16 protein-coding genes are annotated in these 17,588 nt (G+C 42.5%); 4 read left to right on the top strand and 12 right to left on the bottom strand.

What is annotated here, in order from left to right; genetic code table 11:
- Positions 1-47: 47 nt before the first annotated feature.
- The 8 genes from A6J60_RS09530 to A6J60_RS09495 all read right to left on the bottom strand — a co-directional run bounded on the left by A6J60_RS09530 (position 48) and on the right by A6J60_RS09495 (position 8,787).
- A complete protein-coding gene (locus A6J60_RS09530; RefSeq protein ID WP_193778100.1) occupies positions 48-2,033 on the bottom strand; it encodes an alkaline phosphatase PhoX in 1,986 nt (661 codons plus the stop codon).
- A gap of 390 nt (positions 2,034-2,423) precedes the next feature.
- Complete coding sequence (locus A6J60_RS09525; protein WP_096065782.1) at positions 2,424-3,149, bottom strand: ABC transporter permease; 726 nt, start codon at positions 3,147-3,149, stop codon at positions 2,424-2,426.
- Positions 3,150-3,158: 9 nt separating this feature from the next.
- Positions 3,159-3,899 carry an ABC transporter permease gene (locus A6J60_RS09520; RefSeq protein ID WP_096065781.1) on the bottom strand — a complete coding sequence of 247 codons (741 nt, stop codon included), beginning with the start codon at positions 3,897-3,899 and terminating at the stop codon, positions 3,159-3,161.
- A gap of 318 nt (positions 3,900-4,217) precedes the next feature.
- Entirely contained in the window at positions 4,218-5,063 is an 846-nt protein-coding gene (locus tag A6J60_RS09515) for an ABC transporter substrate-binding protein (RefSeq protein WP_096065780.1), read from the bottom strand.
- A 234-nt stretch (positions 5,064-5,297) separates the two neighbouring features.
- The gene (locus tag A6J60_RS09510) at positions 5,298-6,137 is read right to left on the bottom strand and encodes an ABC transporter substrate-binding protein (RefSeq protein ID WP_227526110.1); all 840 of its coding nucleotides are present in this window, start codon (positions 6,135-6,137) and stop codon (positions 5,298-5,300) included.
- Positions 6,138-6,245: 108 nt separating this feature from the next.
- Entirely contained in the window at positions 6,246-7,058 is an 813-nt protein-coding gene (locus A6J60_RS09505; RefSeq protein WP_096065778.1) for a transporter substrate-binding domain-containing protein, read from the bottom strand.
- A 252-nt stretch (positions 7,059-7,310) separates the two neighbouring features.
- Entirely contained in the window at positions 7,311-8,117 is an 807-nt protein-coding gene (locus A6J60_RS09500; protein ID WP_096066546.1) for an ABC transporter ATP-binding protein, read from the bottom strand.
- Positions 8,118-8,394: 277 nt separating this feature from the next.
- Positions 8,395-8,787 (bottom strand): hypothetical protein, encoded by a 393-nt coding sequence (locus A6J60_RS09495; protein ID WP_096065777.1) that lies wholly within the window; start codon positions 8,785-8,787, stop codon positions 8,395-8,397.
- 596 nt (positions 8,788-9,383) lie between these two features.
- On the opposite strand from A6J60_RS09495, the gene A6J60_RS09490 reads away from it, so the two are divergent.
- The 3 genes from A6J60_RS09490 to A6J60_RS09480 all read left to right on the top strand — a co-directional run bounded on the left by A6J60_RS09490 (position 9,384) and on the right by A6J60_RS09480 (position 12,820).
- A complete protein-coding gene (locus tag A6J60_RS09490) occupies positions 9,384-10,649 on the top strand; it encodes a glutamate-5-semialdehyde dehydrogenase (protein WP_413772383.1) in 1,266 nt (421 codons plus the stop codon).
- Positions 10,650-11,006: 357 nt separating this feature from the next.
- A complete protein-coding gene (gene gltS / locus A6J60_RS09485; protein ID WP_096065775.1) occupies positions 11,007-12,281 on the top strand; it encodes a sodium/glutamate symporter in 1,275 nt (424 codons plus the stop codon).
- A gap of 86 nt (positions 12,282-12,367) precedes the next feature.
- Positions 12,368-12,820 carry an OsmC family protein gene (locus A6J60_RS09480; RefSeq protein ID WP_096065774.1) on the top strand — a complete coding sequence of 151 codons (453 nt, stop codon included), beginning with the start codon at positions 12,368-12,370 and terminating at the stop codon, positions 12,818-12,820.
- Between the two features lie 167 nt (positions 12,821-12,987).
- On the opposite strand, the gene A6J60_RS09475 is transcribed toward A6J60_RS09480, so the two are convergent.
- The 4 genes from A6J60_RS09475 to A6J60_RS09460 all read right to left on the bottom strand — a co-directional run bounded on the left by A6J60_RS09475 (position 12,988) and on the right by A6J60_RS09460 (position 17,130).
- Complete coding sequence (locus tag A6J60_RS09475; protein ID WP_096065773.1) at positions 12,988-13,986, bottom strand: hypothetical protein; 999 nt, start codon at positions 13,984-13,986, stop codon at positions 12,988-12,990.
- A 159-nt stretch (positions 13,987-14,145) separates the two neighbouring features.
- Positions 14,146-15,963, bottom strand: coding sequence for an oligoendopeptidase F (pepF, locus tag A6J60_RS09470; protein ID WP_096065772.1), 1,818 nt, complete (start codon positions 15,961-15,963; stop codon positions 14,146-14,148).
- Between the two features lie 91 nt (positions 15,964-16,054).
- The gene (locus tag A6J60_RS09465) at positions 16,055-16,366 is read right to left on the bottom strand and encodes a hypothetical protein (protein WP_096065771.1); all 312 of its coding nucleotides are present in this window, start codon (positions 16,364-16,366) and stop codon (positions 16,055-16,057) included.
- Positions 16,363-17,130, bottom strand: coding sequence for a type 1 glutamine amidotransferase (locus A6J60_RS09460; protein ID WP_096065770.1), 768 nt, complete (start codon positions 17,128-17,130; stop codon positions 16,363-16,365). The genes A6J60_RS09465 and A6J60_RS09460 overlap by 4 nt, the downstream gene beginning before the upstream one ends.
- A 175-nt stretch (positions 17,131-17,305) precedes the next feature.
- Here A6J60_RS09460 and A6J60_RS09455 point away from each other — a divergent pair, with 175 nt between their 5' ends.
- A complete protein-coding gene (locus tag A6J60_RS09455; RefSeq protein ID WP_096065769.1) occupies positions 17,306-17,554 on the top strand; it encodes a DUF2164 family protein in 249 nt (82 codons plus the stop codon).
- The last annotated feature ends 34 nt before the right edge of the window (positions 17,555-17,588 follow it).

Raw genomic sequence — 17,588 nt, 5'->3', positions numbered from 1 at the left:
TTGAGGTTTTTTGTGAAGCAACTTGTTATTACTGCTAATTTACTGTCTTAGCTGTCCATTTTTAAGCCTAAATAACCAACGGCTGCACCATAGTTATCTTTATAGTTGCGCTTAACCAGTGGCATAATTTGAGCGTTAATCTTACTGTTCTTTTCTACGCCTTCACCAGGATGCTGGAAGTTACTCATAATATAAGTAAAACCATTGATTTCATCGACCGCATGCAATCCTGTCGACTCAGCACCCGCTGGCGTTGATAAGATACGGGTTAGCTGATGTGTATCCACGTTATAGGCCCACAAGAAGTTGTTCACATGAGTGCCTGAGTCCTCACCGATAAATAAGGTGCGCATTTTTTCAGAAAACTTGATGTTATCTGGGCAAGAGACTTTATCTGGGTGCGACTTATTACCTAAATTATCTGCAGCGATGTCTTCACCGGCTAAGTTAGGCGGTACTGACATGCTAACTGGCACCCATTGTGAATCAATCGCTTGATTGGTATTGATTGTTTTTTGACCGCCACTTAAGCGATGTGCATAGACCGCACCTGATTTGTTCTGTGCAACTTGTACGCCATAATCACCATATTTAACTGGGTCGACCATTGATTTCTCAATTCTGGCCATAGCAGAGTAAGCAATCTTATCTTTGACATTAACCGTGGTGCCTTCCATTTTACTAAAGGCCATTGAGCCACCTTTTAGTGCCGCATAACGGTGAGTTTCTAAGAACGCAGCGGCTTTTTCAGCCATACGGTTATTAGGATTTAATTTAATCCAGTTTGGCTTACCGCCATAATATACTTTTGTGTAGCTGGCATCTTTCGGGTCTTCATACTTCACGCTCATGATATCTTCTGGCTTGAAGGTATTGGCCATCGCTTCAACCTCAGCGCTGGTAGCATGACCTAGATGAATCCACTGTGTTTTAAATTCGCCAGTGCCGACGCCTTTGGCTGAGGTTTGCTGTACTTTGGCCACATATAAGTTGCCTGAAGACAGGTCACGAGGCTTGTCTGCCACGAACATAAATAAGCCGCCGTTAGTCGCATCATCACCCATTAAGGCAGTGCGTTCATCTGGCATCATCTGAATCAATTCATGCGAGATACGGCCTAGGTTATAGTGCTTTTTAACAAAACCTGTGCCATCTGGATTCACAAAAACTTCTGGCATATGACCATAGTGATAAGGATTGGCTTTGTTTTGGTTACCATACAACGCTTTACTAAAGTCTAAAAACTTACCATCATCTTCTTTGGCTAAATTATGAGCATCGGGTTCATATTCTTCTGAAGACAGATGCGTACCCCAGGGAGATAATGACGCACCACAAGTAATCCATAAACCATGCACAGGTGAGGTATCAATATTGTGATATTTAACCAGCTTTAACTCACCGGTGTCTGGGTTTTGATCCAAGGTTAATACGGCAATCGGTGATGGTAATCGACCCCAAGTATCTTTGCCAGAACGGTCCATACTGGCATACTCAAACTGTACTACTGCAAATACTGGATTGCCTTTCACACCGGGTACATTGGCGCCTTTAACACGTATCAAAGAAGAGCCATCTGGGCAGTTAGAATAAAAAGGAACGGGCTGACCAGCGGAGGCATCGTATAAGGGCTGATTATCGATATTATAAAGTTGTCCTGCACGTGTTGTCCCACCTTTACCGTCTGGTACCATATCGCCCGTTATAAAAAAAGGGGTATAGCTCAAATCAAATACTTGCTCACTGCCATCGCTAAATTTGGCCTGCATTTTTGAATCGACAAACATGGTTGCCATTTGCTCAGGATTGGCCAGTGACGGCGCTTGCATACCGATAAAATTCACCTCTGTAACTGCTTTAGTCAGAGGCGCTAACTTTGCGTTGGTATGACGAGATGCACCATATAAACCTGCGTCATTCACTGAACCAGATGTCACACACCCTGCCAATGGCAACATCGGTACCCCTGCTAAAAAGCTTAGTACACGGCGGCGATTGGTCGAGGTGCTTAATAATTTATTGGCCACATCCATTACTTTTTCATCATCTGATGCTTGATCACGCATAGCTTTAATACCTTTAAATAAACAATGTAAGAAAAATTTGAACAAAAGAGGGGGTACAGCATTTGATTGAATACCGACATAGCCTACTTAAGTTTTGTGACATTTCGCTTACGTTTTAATGACAGTGTTATAAATTAGCGTAATAATCGTCATTTATGGACCAGTTATGATTGGTTGTTTGCTTTGGATTGCTATTTGCGTGATTTTAATATGGCGTTTAAAGTTAATTGAGCTTTCTAGTGAATCAGTTTTTTAATCGGCTTTCTCATTTTGTATAAAAATAATAAGCATAAAAAAACAGCCAGTATAGTAATATACTGGCTGTTTTGATTTGATAGACTGCTATTGTAATTTACGCTAAGGAACGGTTTGGGTGCCCACATCTGGCGGCACATAGCTGCTGTGACGATTCATGCGCTTTTCGATCAAACGGAAGGCGATTAACACCACCCAAGATAGTACTAGGTAAATAACACCCGCCGCAAAATAAAGCTCAAAGATGGTATAAGTACGGGCACTAATGGTCTTAGCAATACCTGTGATGTCCATTAAGGCAATGGTCATCGCTAGCGAACTGCCTTTTAACATAAAGATAACTTCGTTACTGTAAGCGGGCAACATAATGCCAAACGCTCTAGGTAAAGTAATACGGGTTAGCTTCTGCCAACGTGACATACCAATCGCATCTGCTGCTTCTAGCTCACCTGGCGGGATAGACTGAATAGCACCACGAATAATCTCAGCAGTATAAGCACTGGTATTCAGGGTGAATGCGATAATTGCACACCAAAATGGCTGCTTTAATACCGGCTCCCACAATGCAGAGTCTTTAACGAAATCAAACTGTGATAAGCCATAATAGATCAAGAACATCTGTACTAATAACGGCGTACCACGGAAAAAGAAGATATATAAAAACGGCAGCACTTGCACCAATTTATTATTCGATAACCGCAGTAATGCCAGTATCAGGCCAAAGAATAAACCCAAAACACCTGAAATGCCTACCAACTGAACGGTTAACGCCACTCCGCCTAATAGGTCCGGAAGATATTGAAAAATAACCTGCCAATTCCAATCCATAACTATCCCCTACCCTTCAGCTGCATTTAATGGCTGCGAAACCTTTTGCTTCGCAATTTTTTTCGCATAGCGCTGCGCAGGATTTGCTCGCCACTCAAGCCACATCATAATAGCGGTTACTATTACAGTGAGCCCCAAATAAATAAAGGCCGCTGCCATATAAAAAGTAAACGCCTGCTGCGTTGCTTGTGCACCACGAGCAGCATGGTACATGATATCTTTCAGACCGACCACAGATACCAAAGCAGTATCTTTTAATAGCACCAGAAATAAATTACCTAATCCAGGTAACGCCAAGCGCCAGACTTGCGGCACAATGATGCGAAAATACACCTGCATTGGCTTCATACCAATGGCTTCAGCTGCTTCCCATTGTCCTTTAGGTATCTCTTGAATCGCCATCCGGAAAACTTCGGTAGCATAGGCACCAAACGCAATAGATAATGCCAAGATACCTGCTAAGAAGGGACTCACCTCAACATATTCGTTGTAACCAAATTGCTGCAATATACCCATGATCAGCATCGAGCCGCCATAGTACAAAAATAGCACCAATAGCAGCTCTGGAATACCACGCATGGTTGAGGTATAAACGGTCGCTAATTTTCGCAACACCCAAAACTTAGAAAGCTTTGCAGTTGCACCCAGCAAACCCAATACCAACCCTATCAAAAGACTTGATACGGCAAGCTTGATGGTAATCAACGAGCCACTAAGTAAGAGATGTCCAAAACCTTGCAAATCAAACACGTTAGAAGCTACCTAATGATTAAGAGGAAGAAAAAGAGAATATGCAAACAACAAATTTTAGCACATTATACTAGGGCATGTCCTCATTTTGAAAGTGAGGGATGCACTTAGTACTGCATCTAATATAACCTAATATAAGCAGTGTTTAGTCACATATCGCAATGAGTTGGCTATTTAATACCTATATTGCAAAAGCGCCACCTAACTAGATTAGATGGCGCTTAATCGATAGTTGAACAATACTTAGTAGCTGTATTAAACGATATGAATGAGCCGCTGCATTGAGTTTTTAAATAACCGTATTAAATCAAGCTCAGCCTATGGTGCTGGGAAATGCTTTTCTTTAATAGCGTCATAAGTGCCATCGGCTTTAATTGCAGTCAATGCCTCATTTAACTGCTGCTTCAATGGATCTTCTTTACGCACGGCAATGGCAAAGTTATCATCGATCTCGATATCATCGCCCTTAATAGTAAATTCATCCTTATTACTACTTAGCCAATCAATGGCTGGAAGCTTATCAGAGATCATCGCTTCCACACGTCCAGACTCCAAATCCAAGAACGCATTATTTAACGTATCATACATCTGAATGTCTGCTTGCGGATAAGTGGTCTCTAGCCACTGCGATGAGATAGTTGAACGCTGTGCTGCAATTTTGCGACCATTGATCATCTGTTCCTGAGTCGGATCAAAATCACTGTCTTTAGTTGCAATAAATACCAAAGAGTTGGTGAAGTATGGATCAGTAAAATCTACTTGCTGTGCACGCTCTGGCGTCACTGACATTGCAGCAACGATGGCATCATACTTTTTCGCTTTTAGACCAGGGATAATGCCTTCCCAGTCTTGTGATACTATTTCACAAGTCGCTTGCATTTGTTCGCACAGTGCATTACTAATATCGACATCGAATCCGCCTAAGTTGCCGTCAGAGTCGGTATAGTTAAATGGCGCATACGCACCTTCGGTAGCAATGGTTAGCGTCTGAGCCTCTGAGTTGGCATTACCTTCTGCGCCTTCTGCTTTTTCAGCCTCTGACTGACCACCGCATGCAGTTAACGCCACTGATAGTGCCAGTGTCGACAATAATGCAGCTGTCTTAAAGCCACGGCTCTTAGTGTTCTGAGCCTGCTGTTCGCTACCTGCTGTTACTAATTTCATCCCTGTATCCTTCATAAAAATGTTGTAAAAGGTGACGCTATTTTATATTTAGAGCGCTTCACCTTTTATTTGGCTGACTCGCCGACCACTGACCCTGCACTCATCTTTCGATAACCGATACGTCGGTCTGCACTGAGTGAGTACTGAATAAGATGAGTACTGAGTAAGCGGCTATTATTTAACTAATTCACTACTTAGGTAATTGACTACCTAGCTAGCTAGCAAGTAAATCAATTAGTTAGCTGCTGCTTGTGCAGCGGCTGTGCTGCTGGTGCCAAAGTAAGGCGCAGCAATTTCATTATACTTACCGTTTTCTCTAATCTCAGCAAGGGCTGTATTGAATTTCTCGACCAAAGCATCGCCTTTACGTACGGCAATACCCATTTTGTCATCGGTCTTAAACTCATCGCCTTTTTGCTCAAAAGCTTGACCTTCATCACTGCTTAACCAGCTGGCAGCAGTTACTTTATCTGAGAATAATGCACGAATACGGCCAGAGCTTAGATCTAAATAAGCGTTTTCTTGAGTGTCATATAAGCTCACTTCGGCTTCAGGATGACTTTCTTCGACATATTGAGCAGCGATAGTCGCACGCTGTACACCCACTGGAATGGCTGAGAAGTCGTCATCAACACTGATGTCTTCGCCTTTTTTGGCAACCAATACCAAGCCGTTTTCTAGGTATGGATCACTAAAATCAACCTTTTCAAGACGCTCAGGCGTGATTGACATACCTGCAAAAATAGCATCAAACTTTTTAGCTTGTAGACCTGGAATTAGACCATCCCACTCTTGTGAGCTGACTTCACAAGTGGCTTGCATTTGATCGCACAGCGCATTGATTAGATCAATCTCAAAGCCAATCATATTGCCTGCAGCATCGGTATAGCTTAGTGGTTTATAGCTTGACTCAGTCGCAATACGAATGGTTTCAGCACTGCTATCAGCATTGGCTGCGCCTGCTTCAGCGTCCGCAGCACTATCAGCATTACCACCACAAGCGGTTAACATTAGTCCAGATAGTGCTACTGATAGCAGCGTCCATTTACTTTTTGCTTTCATTGTCTGTTTCATTACTTTTCCAACTTTCTATGAAATTAAATATTGTGCAAGGTTCGGTAGCGATTATTAGCAACCATTTAAGTTGCCTCATTAACCCCTACCTCACTTCAATAGCGATGCTTATTTGCCGTCACCAAAGTTTTTGGCTTCAATCTCAGCTAACGTACCGTTATCACGTAACGTCGTGATGGCTGCATTGAACTCAGCTTTGAACGGATCATTTTTGCGCAGTGCAATACCTAGGTTGTCATCATTATCAATTTCTTCACCGATAACAACATAATCTGGGTTTTCAGGAAGCCAGTCAGCAGCAGACACTTTTTCTGCCAATACGGCATCAACACGGCCAGATTTTAGTTCAAGATAGGCATTTTCGTAGGTGTCATATAACTTCACCTCGTTACCATCTTTGTCCGCATAGGTATTTAGCAGATATTCACTCAAAGTGGTTGAACGCTGGCTACCTAAGTTTTTGTTAGTAATATCATCTGGGCTAAAGGTACCGTCTTTTTTAGCCAACCACACCATAGTGTTTGAAAAATACGGCTCAGTGAAGTCAACCGTTTCTGCACGCTCAGGCGTGATTGACATACCGGCGATTACTGCATCATATTTGTTAGCCAATAGACCTGGGATAATACCGTCCCAATCTTGAGAAACCACTTCACAGTTGGCCTGCATTTCTTCACAAACTGCATTGATGACGTCAACATCAAAGCCGCCCAAGCTACCATCACTGTTAGTATAGTTGAAAGGAGGGTATGCGCCTTCAGTGGCGACACGAATGGTTTCACCCGCTGCAGACGTTGCAGCTGCATCAGTACTGGTTTCTGCGTCATCTTTTACACAGCCTGCCAAACCTACTACACCGGCTAATGCTAATGCAGGCAGTACCTTGCCAGACAATTGCTTGTTTAATTTGATAAATGTCATGCTTTTTTCTCCAATGCCAACAGCTGGCTGAATATAACGTCTTATGTAAAATAAGGTTTTAGTAATCTTTATAAACAAAAATAATACATGACGGTTTAGTTAAAAACAAATGTTTTCGTGCATTATTAATTAGCAACAACACAAAGGGGACGCTGAGTGGCACTTGATTATCGCCACTTGCGTCCCCGTCATGAGGGTATTATCTTTGTTTTATCGGGTGTAACTGATTGTTTAGATTAACAATGATAACAATTAAGGTAATTGATTAGCATCCGCACGATGCGACGCCATAAACTCACGGACTCGAACTGAGGTAGGATTATCAAATACTTGCTGTGGTGTACCGGATTCCTCAATACGCCCTTTATGCAAGAATACCACTTGCGATGATACATCACGGGCAAAACGCATTTCGTGCGTCACAATTAACATGGTGCGACCTTCAGCAGCCAAATCTCGCATAACGGCAAGCACTTCATTCACCAACTCAGGGTCAAGTGCTGAAGTTGGCTCATCAAATAACAACACGCGTGGATTCATCGCCAGTGCACGAGCAATAGCCACACGCTGTCTCTGACCGCCTGAAAGGTTGGCTGGATAAGCTGATTTTTTGTCTAACAAGCCCACTTTGTTAAGCAGCGCTTCGGCTTCGCTGATGGCCTGATCTTTGCTGATCTTTAATACTTGGGTAGGACCTTCAATAATATTCTCTAAAATGGTCTTGTGTGGCCATAAGTTAAAGTTTTGGAATACAAAACCAACGCGCGCTCTTAGACTCTCAAGCTGAGAGCGGCTTTTTGCATCCAGCTCACCCGATTTAGTAGGCACCAAATCAAGGGTTTCATCACCAAGGGTGATCGTGCCTTGGTTTGGCTTTTCAAGCAAGTTAATGCAGCGAAGTAATGTCGACTTACCCGAGCCTGACGACCCCAAAATTGAGATCACATCACCATCATAGGCAGTGAGTGACACCCCTTTTAATACCTCAAGCGAGCCGTAGCTTTTGTGAATATTTTGCAAATCAAGGGCAATAGGTCGATCTGAAGTAGCGTTTGACATAAGCGTGGACACGGTTCCAAATAATGAAAATGAATCTAAAATAGCAGACCCAAATAAGCGAAAAAAGAGCGAAATAATGGCCATCATAATGACCGTTTCGCTCTAGCTAGGCAGTTATTGGACAGATATTAAATGAGCTGTCCGCTAGCATAAGGTCGTATAAGGCTATTCGTATAAGACTATATTGTCGCTTAAAATGCGCCCTATAAGCAAATGTTTAGTGCGCTTTATGTGAATTATCGACCTTTATTTGAATAACTTAATATAAGTTAATGACTTAGTAGGTCGATAAGTGCTCTTCTTCACCGGTGCTATCGGCGATTTCGTCATCATCAAGTGCCTCTACTGGCTCATCAGCATCAATACTCTCTGACTCATCTGCTTCCACGTCATCGTCAACATCAGCGTCGTCATCCATGTCATCATCGATATCGTCATCTTCGACTTGATCATCATCGCTCATCTCGATATCGTCGTCGACTTCAGGCGCCTGCTGAGTATCATTTCCAATGGCATCCGCTTGCATATCATCTTGAGCATCAGCAGATACTGCTGGCTCTTCACCAACTTCTGCATCCTGCTGTTCAGGGCTGCTACAGGCTGTCACACCGATACCCAAGACTGTCGCTAATAGAACTTGAGTTAACACTGACGAATTACGTTTACGCATAATCAAACCTCTTAGATTGGTTTTCATAAATGGTTTTAATAAATAGGCTTTATTGGTTATAAGATTAGTTATAAGCGATAAATAAATGATAAGTGCTGACTTAATCGTTATACCGCTTTATAGACCGAGAACTTAAACTTAAAGCCTCGTTAAACTTAGTTATCACCTTAATAGCTCAATTAAAGATTAAATATCGAGGTTTGGTAGCAGTTTGTGAGTAACTGTGACATACGTCATGGTCCTGTAGTGACTCGTTCCTTCTCTGTAGTCAGTTTTGGGTGTTTGTAGCAGAAATCGTCCCTATTTTGATAAAACACTGTGATAAAACAATCAGCTATTTTGTTAGTAAGCAGTTATTCGACTTTACTATTGGCATCATCTACTTTATGTTAAAGACAACATAAATTTGACCCATATATACGACACGATAATGATTGATCAGTCGTTTACAGCTATTTTAACTTTATTAATCATAGCAATGATTCATAGCACCACATTGATACTAATTGCACGACATTAATTAAAATCAGTACCACATTAATTAAAATGAACAGGAGAACAAAGTGACACAGGATATCTCAGATATTAAAGCGTACATGCAGCAAGTGGGTAAACAAGCGCGCGCCGCCTCAAGAGCCCTAGCTGCTGCCAATACCGATGATAAAAATAATGCGCTACTGGCCATTCATGACAAACTTTCTGCTGCCAAAGCAGACATTTTAGCGGCCAATAAAACCGATATGGATAAAGGTCATGCAAATGATTTAGATGCTGCCTTACTTGACCGTTTAGAGCTGACCTATGATCGTTTCGATGCCATGCTGCAAGGTCTAAAAGATGTGGCTGCCCTGCCCGATCCAATCGGTGAAGTAACAGATATGACCTTCCGTCCATCAGGTATTCAGCTGGGTAAAATGCGTGTGCCACTGGGTGTGGTCGGCATGATTTATGAGTCTCGTCCTAATGTGACTTTAGAGGCGGCATCACTGGCATTAAAGTCGGGTAACGCTATTATCTTACGTGGCGGTTCAGAAGCGTTTGAGTCAAACCAAGCCATTGCCAAATGCATCTTGGAGGGCTTAAAGCAAGCCGGCCTACCTGAATATGGGGTGCAAATATTACAAACCACTGACCGTGCCGCCGTTGGTGAGCTTATCACCATGACTGAGTATGTGGACGTGATTGTACCTCGAGGCGGTAAAGGCTTGATTGAGCGCATCAGCAATGATGCCAAAGTACCGGTTATCAAGCACTTAGACGGTAACTGTCATACCTATATCGACAGCGATGCTGATCCTGAGATTGCGATTAATGTCAGCGTTAACGCTAAAACCCACCGCTATGGTACTTGTAACACCATGGAGACCCTGTTGGTCGACAAAGCGGTTGCCAATGAGCTGTTACCAAAAATTGCCGAAGCCATTATTGATGCCGATGATGCGATGCAGCTGCGTATAGACGCTGAATCAAAAGCAATTTTAAAAGACAATGCCAAACTTGCCGGCCATTTAGATGACGCAACCGATGCTGATTGGGATACTGAGTATTTAGCGCCTATCTTAGCGGTAAAAATCATCGATGGACTAGATGCTGCTATCGAACACATCAATACTCACAGCAGTCAGCACACTGATGTGATTATCACGGACAACTACAGCAAGTCACAGCGCTTTATTCGTGAAGTTGACTCTGCCAGCGTGATGATTAACGCTTCAAGCCGTTTTGCCGATGGATTTGAGTATGGTCTTGGTGCAGAAATCGGTATCTCTACTGACAAAATTCATGCCCGTGGCCCAGTTGGCTTAAATGGTCTGACTTCACAAAAATGGATTGTTTACGGTCATGGTGAAGTGCGCAGCTAATGTGTTGGCTCACAAGCGAATGGCTTTGTTTAACCAGCGTCAATCTATTTAAAACAGCCCTGTTTTATCTAAGCGTTTAGTTAAGCCATTATCTAAGCTCCAGGAGAGTCCTCTTCTGGAGCTTTTGTTTTGACAGACTATTATTAGCAGCATCTTTTATGCCGATTACTTATTTTTCATCGTCATTTAAGGTTACTTTAAGTTACCCTTATCCTATTTCTGATACTCTCCAATATCCTGTAGAATAGTTAAGTTTGATACCTTAAAAATACAAGATGACACACACTATTCTTGTATCGATAACCTTATAGTAATCATCATGTGCTATCAGTCTTGTGCTGATACAAGGAGGCGCTTATGGAAGTTACATTAAATGGGTATTACACCCTCATCTTGGCGACACTGGTCCTATTAATGGGTCGCTTCTTAGTTAAGAAAATTAAATTTTTAGAAGACTTTAATATCCCTGAACCAGTTGCTGGTGGTTTGGTTGCGGCGATTATCGTTTACGCACTAAATTTAATATGGGGTTATAGCTTCAACTTCCATCAAGACTTGCAGACTGCCTGTATGTTGATGTTCTTCGCCTCCATTGGTTTGAGTGCTGACTTTGGCCGACTCAAGGCTGGTGGCACGCCTTTATTGGTTTTCACCGTCGTTGTGTCTAGCTTTATTATCGTACAAGATATCGCAGGCGTTGCATTGGCAAGCGCACTTGGCTTAGACCCATTATTAGGTCTGGTCACTGGCTCTATTGCACTAACTGGCGGTCATGGTACAGCAGGTGCATGGGGTATCACCCTTGAGGAGCAGTACGGCGTGGTTGGTGCCACAACATTAGGTATTGCGGTCGCTACTTATGGCTTGGTTGCCGGTGGTGTTATTGGCGGTCCTGTTGCCCGTCGCCTTATCCAAAATCTTGGCGTCAAACCGAGTCCGGTTGATCCAAATCCGAGTGATGTTGAAAAGCTAGCTGGTAAACAGTCACTGTATAGTACTAAGCACAAAGAAGAAGAGGCTTTTGGTAATAAAGAAATCTTTGAGAAGCCAGATAATATTCGCCTGATTACTGCTTCTTCTGCTATTGAGTCATTTGCCCTGTTTGCTGCAGCTTTAGCATTTGCAGACTTCATGACGTTAGTGGGTAAAGACACTTGGTTTGAGCTACCGACATTCGTCTGGGCATTGGCTGGCGGTGTGATTATCCGTAACGTATTGACCATGGTGTTTGATTTTGACATGTTTGACCGTGCCATCGACGTTATTGGTAACGCTTCACTGAGCTTGTTCTTAGCCATGGCGCTGCTGTCATTGAAACTGTGGCAATTAACAGACTTGGCTGGACCAGTATTAATCATCTTATTGGTACAAACCCTATTAATGATTGGTTTTGCGTACTTCATCACCTTTAAAATTATGGGTAAAGACTATGATGCATCGGTATTAGCAGCCGGTCACTGCGGCTTCGGTATGGGTGCCACACCGACAGCGATTGCCAATATGCAGGCGGTTACCGATCGCTATCAGCCGTCACCAAAGGCGTTCTTAATTGTGCCTATGGTTGGTGCTTTCTTCGTCGATATCGTCAACGCCACGGTATTGCAGATCTTCACCAAGTTACCGTTTATGTAGTCAAACGCTTTTAACTAGATTCTAATTGGCTTTTAATTGGCTTTTAATTGGCTTTTAATTATTGCGTTATCAAAAGGATAAGAGACATGAATACAAAGCTTGCTCAATTTGAAGTAAACAGTAAGTCTGAAGGTAAAATGCGTGTTGATCTGGACATGCGTGACCTAAGCATGGTGTTAGACGAGCCAGCCGATTTGGGCGGTACCAACCAAGGTGCCTCTCCGGTTGAAGCAGCTGTTGCCGCGCTATCAGGGTGTGTTTCTATCATGATTAGCCTGGTCGCTAAGCGCCAAGGCGTTACCGTCAATGCCGTTGATACCAAGGCTGACTTAGGTCTAGATATGCGTGGCGTAATGTTCGTCGCCGAAACCGGTAATCCGTTTAAGACCATTAATCTATCGGTAACATTAGATGCTGATATGACTGAGCAGCAGCTAGCCGAGATGCAACAGGAAGTACGAAAATACTGTCCGCTACATAACTTGTTTACACAAGCAGGCACTGAAATTGTTGAAGACTGGTCTTTGGTTACTCACTAAACGGTTTAACGACAGATAAAGATTTTCGATGTAATTATCTTAAAGTCTAATAGCAAAAGGCATGTCAGTATTATTACTGGCATGCCTTTTTTAATCATTTACCCTTTTTAACCACATTCTTTTTTAATAATACCCTTTCTTAAATGATATGAATTGAAACGGCCTAGTTAGGACGTTAACTCTGATATCACCAAGGTATTAGCAACAGTCGCACACAATGGCTGTATTGACCTAGCTCTTAGCTCTACCTGTGATTTATTGTCGGGCGTATTTGCTGTAGCACACTGTATCCCTATCATCTTATTATCATAAAATATCACATACATGGTCTGCTCGACATAGCTGGTAAATTCCGGGTACTGCATCTCAGCGCCCATATGAATCCAATATCCCGGCAGCTCATCTAATGTGATGGGTGAGCCCTTATCAATGAGTATCATTTCGTCAGGCAGCAGCTCGTTGACTTCATCGTTGTTATATAAGGCTTCGACAGTCTTAGCATCCACTTTAGGCTCTGGCAATTCTTTTACCGTCAGCATAATAGTGTCCAAGCCGGTGCCATCTTGACTGATCCATTTCTTGATAATATCCGGGCTTGACGCCTCTTGTTGCTGCCAAGACTTTGGAATTTTTATAGTTAAGTTGACTGCTTTGGCTTGAGATAAGGCTGATGATGAAAATTGATTGTAAAAGCCATCAGTAATTTCCTGATACGGCTTATCATCATATTGAATCATTAAAAAACTTTCCAAAAATGGCGACTCAATCTCACCTTTGGCTCTTTGATTAACAGTATCAATAAAGCGTAAAGCCTCTAATCTAGATGTAGATTGACGTGACAAGTGCGCTTGCAACTCTGCTTTGGTTTGTTCTAATAGCTGATCGACCTCAGGAACCCCTGATGACTGAATTATTGCTATTTGATTTTGCTTTAAATCTGGAAACTTAAGGTTAAACCTCGCTTGTGCCAGATAAGCTTCTTTGGCCAAATCCGGATAACGATTGGCTATCAGCTGCACTGAGATTTCTTGACCGACCAAAAATCCATAGCCAGAAGCGACATTAACAATAGACGGATAGTTGATATTAAACGCCAACGCAGAGGTCGACACCAAAGCAAATAAGGTGGCGGTCAAATAACGACACAACGATTTGATAACAAGCATAAATTTAAAGCCTTAATCTGGTTTAAGATGACACGTCCGTTTATTATTTTTGCGCCAGTTGCTTTTTTTAGCGCTAGTTGCTTTGGCATCGATTGCTTCGGTACAGTTTGTTCTAGTGTAAATTGCTTTGGCGTAAACTGCCTTGGCATCAGTAACTGATTATTCTCCAGATTGTAGCTGCTTGGTTAACTCAACAGCCTGATCAATCAGCTCTTCAATAAAGCCGATACTGTCAATTAACGTGGCGTTATCTGTGATATCCACGCCGATCATTTGAGCCAATTCAGCCGGTGTTTTAGTCCCGCCTGCACGCAATACTTCTAACCAATCCTCGATGACATCCTCGCCTTTGCGCAGCTTTTTAAACAGCTGAGTGGCGATACTTAGGCCGGCGCTATAAGTGTAAGAGTATAAACCGAGGTAATAGTGTGGCTGACGCATCCAAGTGAGCGCCGCATCCTCATCAATCTCTACTTCCTCACCCCAGAACTGCTGCAATGTCGACTGCATCAGCTGATGCAAATCTTCGGTACTCAAGTTCTTGCCGGCATCCACTGCGCGATACACTTCACGCTGAAAATGCGCCTCAAGATAATGGGTCACAAAGTTATGATAATAAGTATTCGATAATAGTGAGGACACCACATAACGCTGAAATGCTTTGTCGTCGGTATTTTGCTGTAATAAATGATGACCTAATAGCAGCTCATTACAAGTAGACGGTGCTTCAATAAAGTACAGTGACGGCTCATAGCTTAAGTAGTTTTGATGCTGACCGGCATTATAAAAATGTCCGGCATGACCGATTTCGTGAATCAAGGTAAACACATCGCCTAGATTTTGAGTCCACGACATCAACACATAAGAGTGCTCGCCATAAGGTGACGCACAAAACCCGCCGGTGCTCTTACCTTTATTCTGTGCAAAGTCGTACCAACACTCTTCAAACGAACGCTTCACCATATCGGTGTAATCTGTACCCAATAGCGCCAAGGCATCCACGCAATATTGCTTAGCTTCCTCAATGCTGACTTGGGTCACAAAATTAGCATCGAGAGGTACCTTTAAATCCGCAAAGGTCATCTTGTCGATACCATTGACTTGCTGCAATAACTTGGCATAGCGGCGCATCGGCGGTGCCAGATGCTGCATTATGGTATCGATATGCTCGTCATACATGGCGCGCGATACTTTTTGATCGTACAATAGATAATCAAACACCGAGTCATAGCCACGCATATCGGCCATGATTTTCTCTTTTTTAACTTGGGTTAGATAGTTACTGGCAATGGTGTGCTGTGACTCACGTAACCGCTTTGAAAATGCCTTAAATGCATTGCGGCGAAACTCGGTATCGACAGCGGTTTCGTACTCATTTTCAAACGCTGAAAAGCTTAACGGACAAGTCTGACCATTGGCTTCAAAGTCTGGAAAACTCATATCAGCCAGCTTGCACTGCTCATAGTTTTGATACGGCAAGTCTAGTACTGGCGATAACGACATTAGTGCGGTTTCTAACTCTAAACTTAAGGTATACGGCTTTTGCTCTAATAAATCGGATAAAAACGCACGATACTTGTCATTGTCGACCATCGCTTGCTTAATCAGCGCTTCATCAGCTTGCTTTAACGTTTGCTCGACAATCGTGGTTTGGCTATTAAACTTGGCCACTCTTGAATCAAAATCTCTGGCTCTGATTTGTAGCTCGCTGTCACTCATATCGACTGCACTTTGCGCGCCAGCATAAGTGCCTGCTTTGGATAAAGTAGTCAAATAAGCTTCATAGGTTTGCAGTAGTCGTATGATGCTATCGCCATCGGTCAGGTTCAGCATCGACTCTGAGGTCAGCTCATCGGCAAGCTTGCCGGCTTTATCTAGATCTGCGTAGAAGTCTTCTGGCGTGGCATACAGCGCTGTCATATCCCAGGTTAAACGTACAGGTACGTCTTTGCGATGTGGAAGAGCTTGCGTAGTCATTCGGATGTCCTTTAACTTTTAATTTTAATTATCGTCATTCTAATTTTTAGAAGCTGGAATCACTCAATCATATAATATGGGTTAAGCCTATTTACGCATCTTGCTTAGGAGGCCCGTATAACGATGTTTCCCATTCTTCAAAGGGTGGTTCGACAACATAATCTGAACAATAAGATTTCAGATAGTCTGTTGCTCTTTTTTGTGCATAAGTGAAATTTAAAACATTCCCATCTTCATCCATCTCTATTACATTAGCAAATATGGCAAAAACCATTTCTATGGCACTAGGCTCATTGCCAAACAAGTCCAGATACTCAATATCTTCAAGCATGTAATGAGTGCCACTTGCTATAAAATAGGTAAACGTTCTCAAGGCACCGCTGAAATCATGGCTAACTTTCATTTTACATCCTTACTGCTTGATTCTAAGTTATCTAATATCGTATCAAAATAGGCATTATTATTAGCGGCAAATTGAGCGGTATTTTCTAAAATATGAGCCGGAGATTGCACGCTTTGCGGATACTGCTTGATGTCCTGCTCTGAGATACCTTTCCCTTTTTCAATCATGGTCTGCAAGCTATCTGGCGTCACTTCAAAATGACACTGCCAACCCATCAGCCAATTGCCTAATTGTTTGTGTTTATCGGTTTGATAAATAAAGCCTTGGTTTGGCCAATGCTCGGAGGTCGCGAGCGACGTAGCACCCTCAGGTATTTCAAAGCCATCGCCATGCCAATGAAAGGTAGTAAACTGCTTCGGCACGCTTTTGAGTAGCGAATGGTTAGCGCCTTCATTAGTCAGTGTCAGCTGTGTCCAACCAATTTCCTTAATATCAATTTTACCCACTTTAGCACCCAAGCATTCAGCAAGTAGCTGCGCACCCAAACACATACCTATCACTGTCTTGCCAGCGTTAATGGCCTCAGTGATAAACTGCTTTTCGGTGCTAAGCCAAGCAAATTTGTCACCATCATAAACGCCCATCGGTCCGCCCATCACAATCAGCCAATCGAAGCTGTCGATATTTGGCAAATGATTATCCGCTGTCAACGCTTCTGCAAACTGGGTCGTGGTGAATTGATGGTGATTACGCTGAATCCAATGTTCAACAGAGGCTAAGATATTGATGTGATTGTGTAGTAAGGCATGAATGCGGAGGGTCATGTTTAGTCCTTTATTTTTTATATCATTTGCTATTTATAACGTTATTTATAGTATATAAATAGTACCATACCCCATCAGGCGTTTAGTTACCTCAAAATAGCTAATCCGAATGACCCAATGACCAATAAATAAATAAATAAAAATAAATCCACTGTAACTGCAGACTGAGTCAATTATGAAACATAAGAAACTTTTGCAACTAAATAGTGATGAAGAAGAGGTTCTACTCAATGAATTGCGGACATATATGAGCGTTGAGCTTGATATAGATATAGGCAATCTACCGGCTCAATTCTTGCTCGATTTTATGGTAGATCTGATAGGACCAAAGATTTACGACCAAGCGATTAAAGACGCCGAGCCTTGGTTATTTGATAGGTTTAACGGTATTTTGGAAGACATGTCTGTATTAAAGAAAGACTAGCCTTTAATGTATTATCGACCACAAAAAAACCGCC

The organism is Psychrobacter sp. FDAARGOS_221 (assembly GCF_002313155.2).
Taxonomy (GTDB): domain Bacteria; phylum Pseudomonadota; class Gammaproteobacteria; order Pseudomonadales; family Moraxellaceae; genus Psychrobacter.
The sequence above is the reverse complement of the archived record's forward strand: the minus strand, read 5'-3'. Positions and strand labels throughout refer to the sequence as shown.

Excerpts from the sequence above, each read along its gene's own strand:
- gltS (WP_096065775.1), top strand. The coding sequence starts at position 11,007 with ATGGAAGTTACATTAAATGGGTATTACACCCTCATCTTGGCGACACTG.
- A6J60_RS09525 (WP_096065782.1), bottom strand. The coding sequence starts at position 3,149 with ATGGATTGGAATTGGCAGGTTATTTTTCAATATCTTCCGGACCTATTA.
- A6J60_RS09490 (WP_413772383.1), top strand. The coding sequence starts at position 9,384 with ATGCAGCAAGTGGGTAAACAAGCGCGCGCCGCCTCAAGAGCCCTAGCT.
- pepF (WP_096065772.1), bottom strand. The coding sequence starts at position 15,963 with ATGACTACGCAAGCTCTTCCACATCGCAAAGACGTACCTGTACGTTTA.
- A6J60_RS09515 (WP_096065780.1), bottom strand. The coding sequence starts at position 5,063 with ATGAAATTAGTAACAGCAGGTAGCGAACAGCAGGCTCAGAACACTAAG.
- A6J60_RS09510 (WP_227526110.1), bottom strand. The coding sequence starts at position 6,137 with ATGAAACAGACAATGAAAGCAAAAAGTAAATGGACGCTGCTATCAGTA.
- A6J60_RS09530 (WP_193778100.1), bottom strand. The coding sequence starts at position 2,033 with ATGGATGTGGCCAATAAATTATTAAGCACCTCGACCAATCGCCGCCGT.
- A6J60_RS09465 (WP_096065771.1), bottom strand. The coding sequence starts at position 16,366 with ATGAAAGTTAGCCATGATTTCAGCGGTGCCTTGAGAACGTTTACCTAT.
- A6J60_RS09480 (WP_096065774.1), top strand. The coding sequence starts at position 12,368 with ATGAATACAAAGCTTGCTCAATTTGAAGTAAACAGTAAGTCTGAAGGT.
- A6J60_RS09505 (WP_096065778.1), bottom strand. The coding sequence starts at position 7,058 with ATGACATTTATCAAATTAAACAAGCAATTGTCTGGCAAGGTACTGCCT.
- A6J60_RS09460 (WP_096065770.1), bottom strand. The coding sequence starts at position 17,130 with ATGACCCTCCGCATTCATGCCTTACTACACAATCACATCAATATCTTA.
- A6J60_RS09495 (WP_096065777.1), bottom strand. The coding sequence starts at position 8,787 with ATGCGTAAACGTAATTCGTCAGTGTTAACTCAAGTTCTATTAGCGACA.
- A6J60_RS09455 (WP_096065769.1), top strand. The coding sequence starts at position 17,306 with ATGAAACATAAGAAACTTTTGCAACTAAATAGTGATGAAGAAGAGGTT.
- A6J60_RS09475 (WP_096065773.1), bottom strand. The coding sequence starts at position 13,986 with ATGCTTGTTATCAAATCGTTGTGTCGTTATTTGACCGCCACCTTATTT.
- A6J60_RS09500 (WP_096066546.1), bottom strand. The coding sequence starts at position 8,117 with ATGTCAAACGCTACTTCAGATCGACCTATTGCCCTTGATTTGCAAAAT.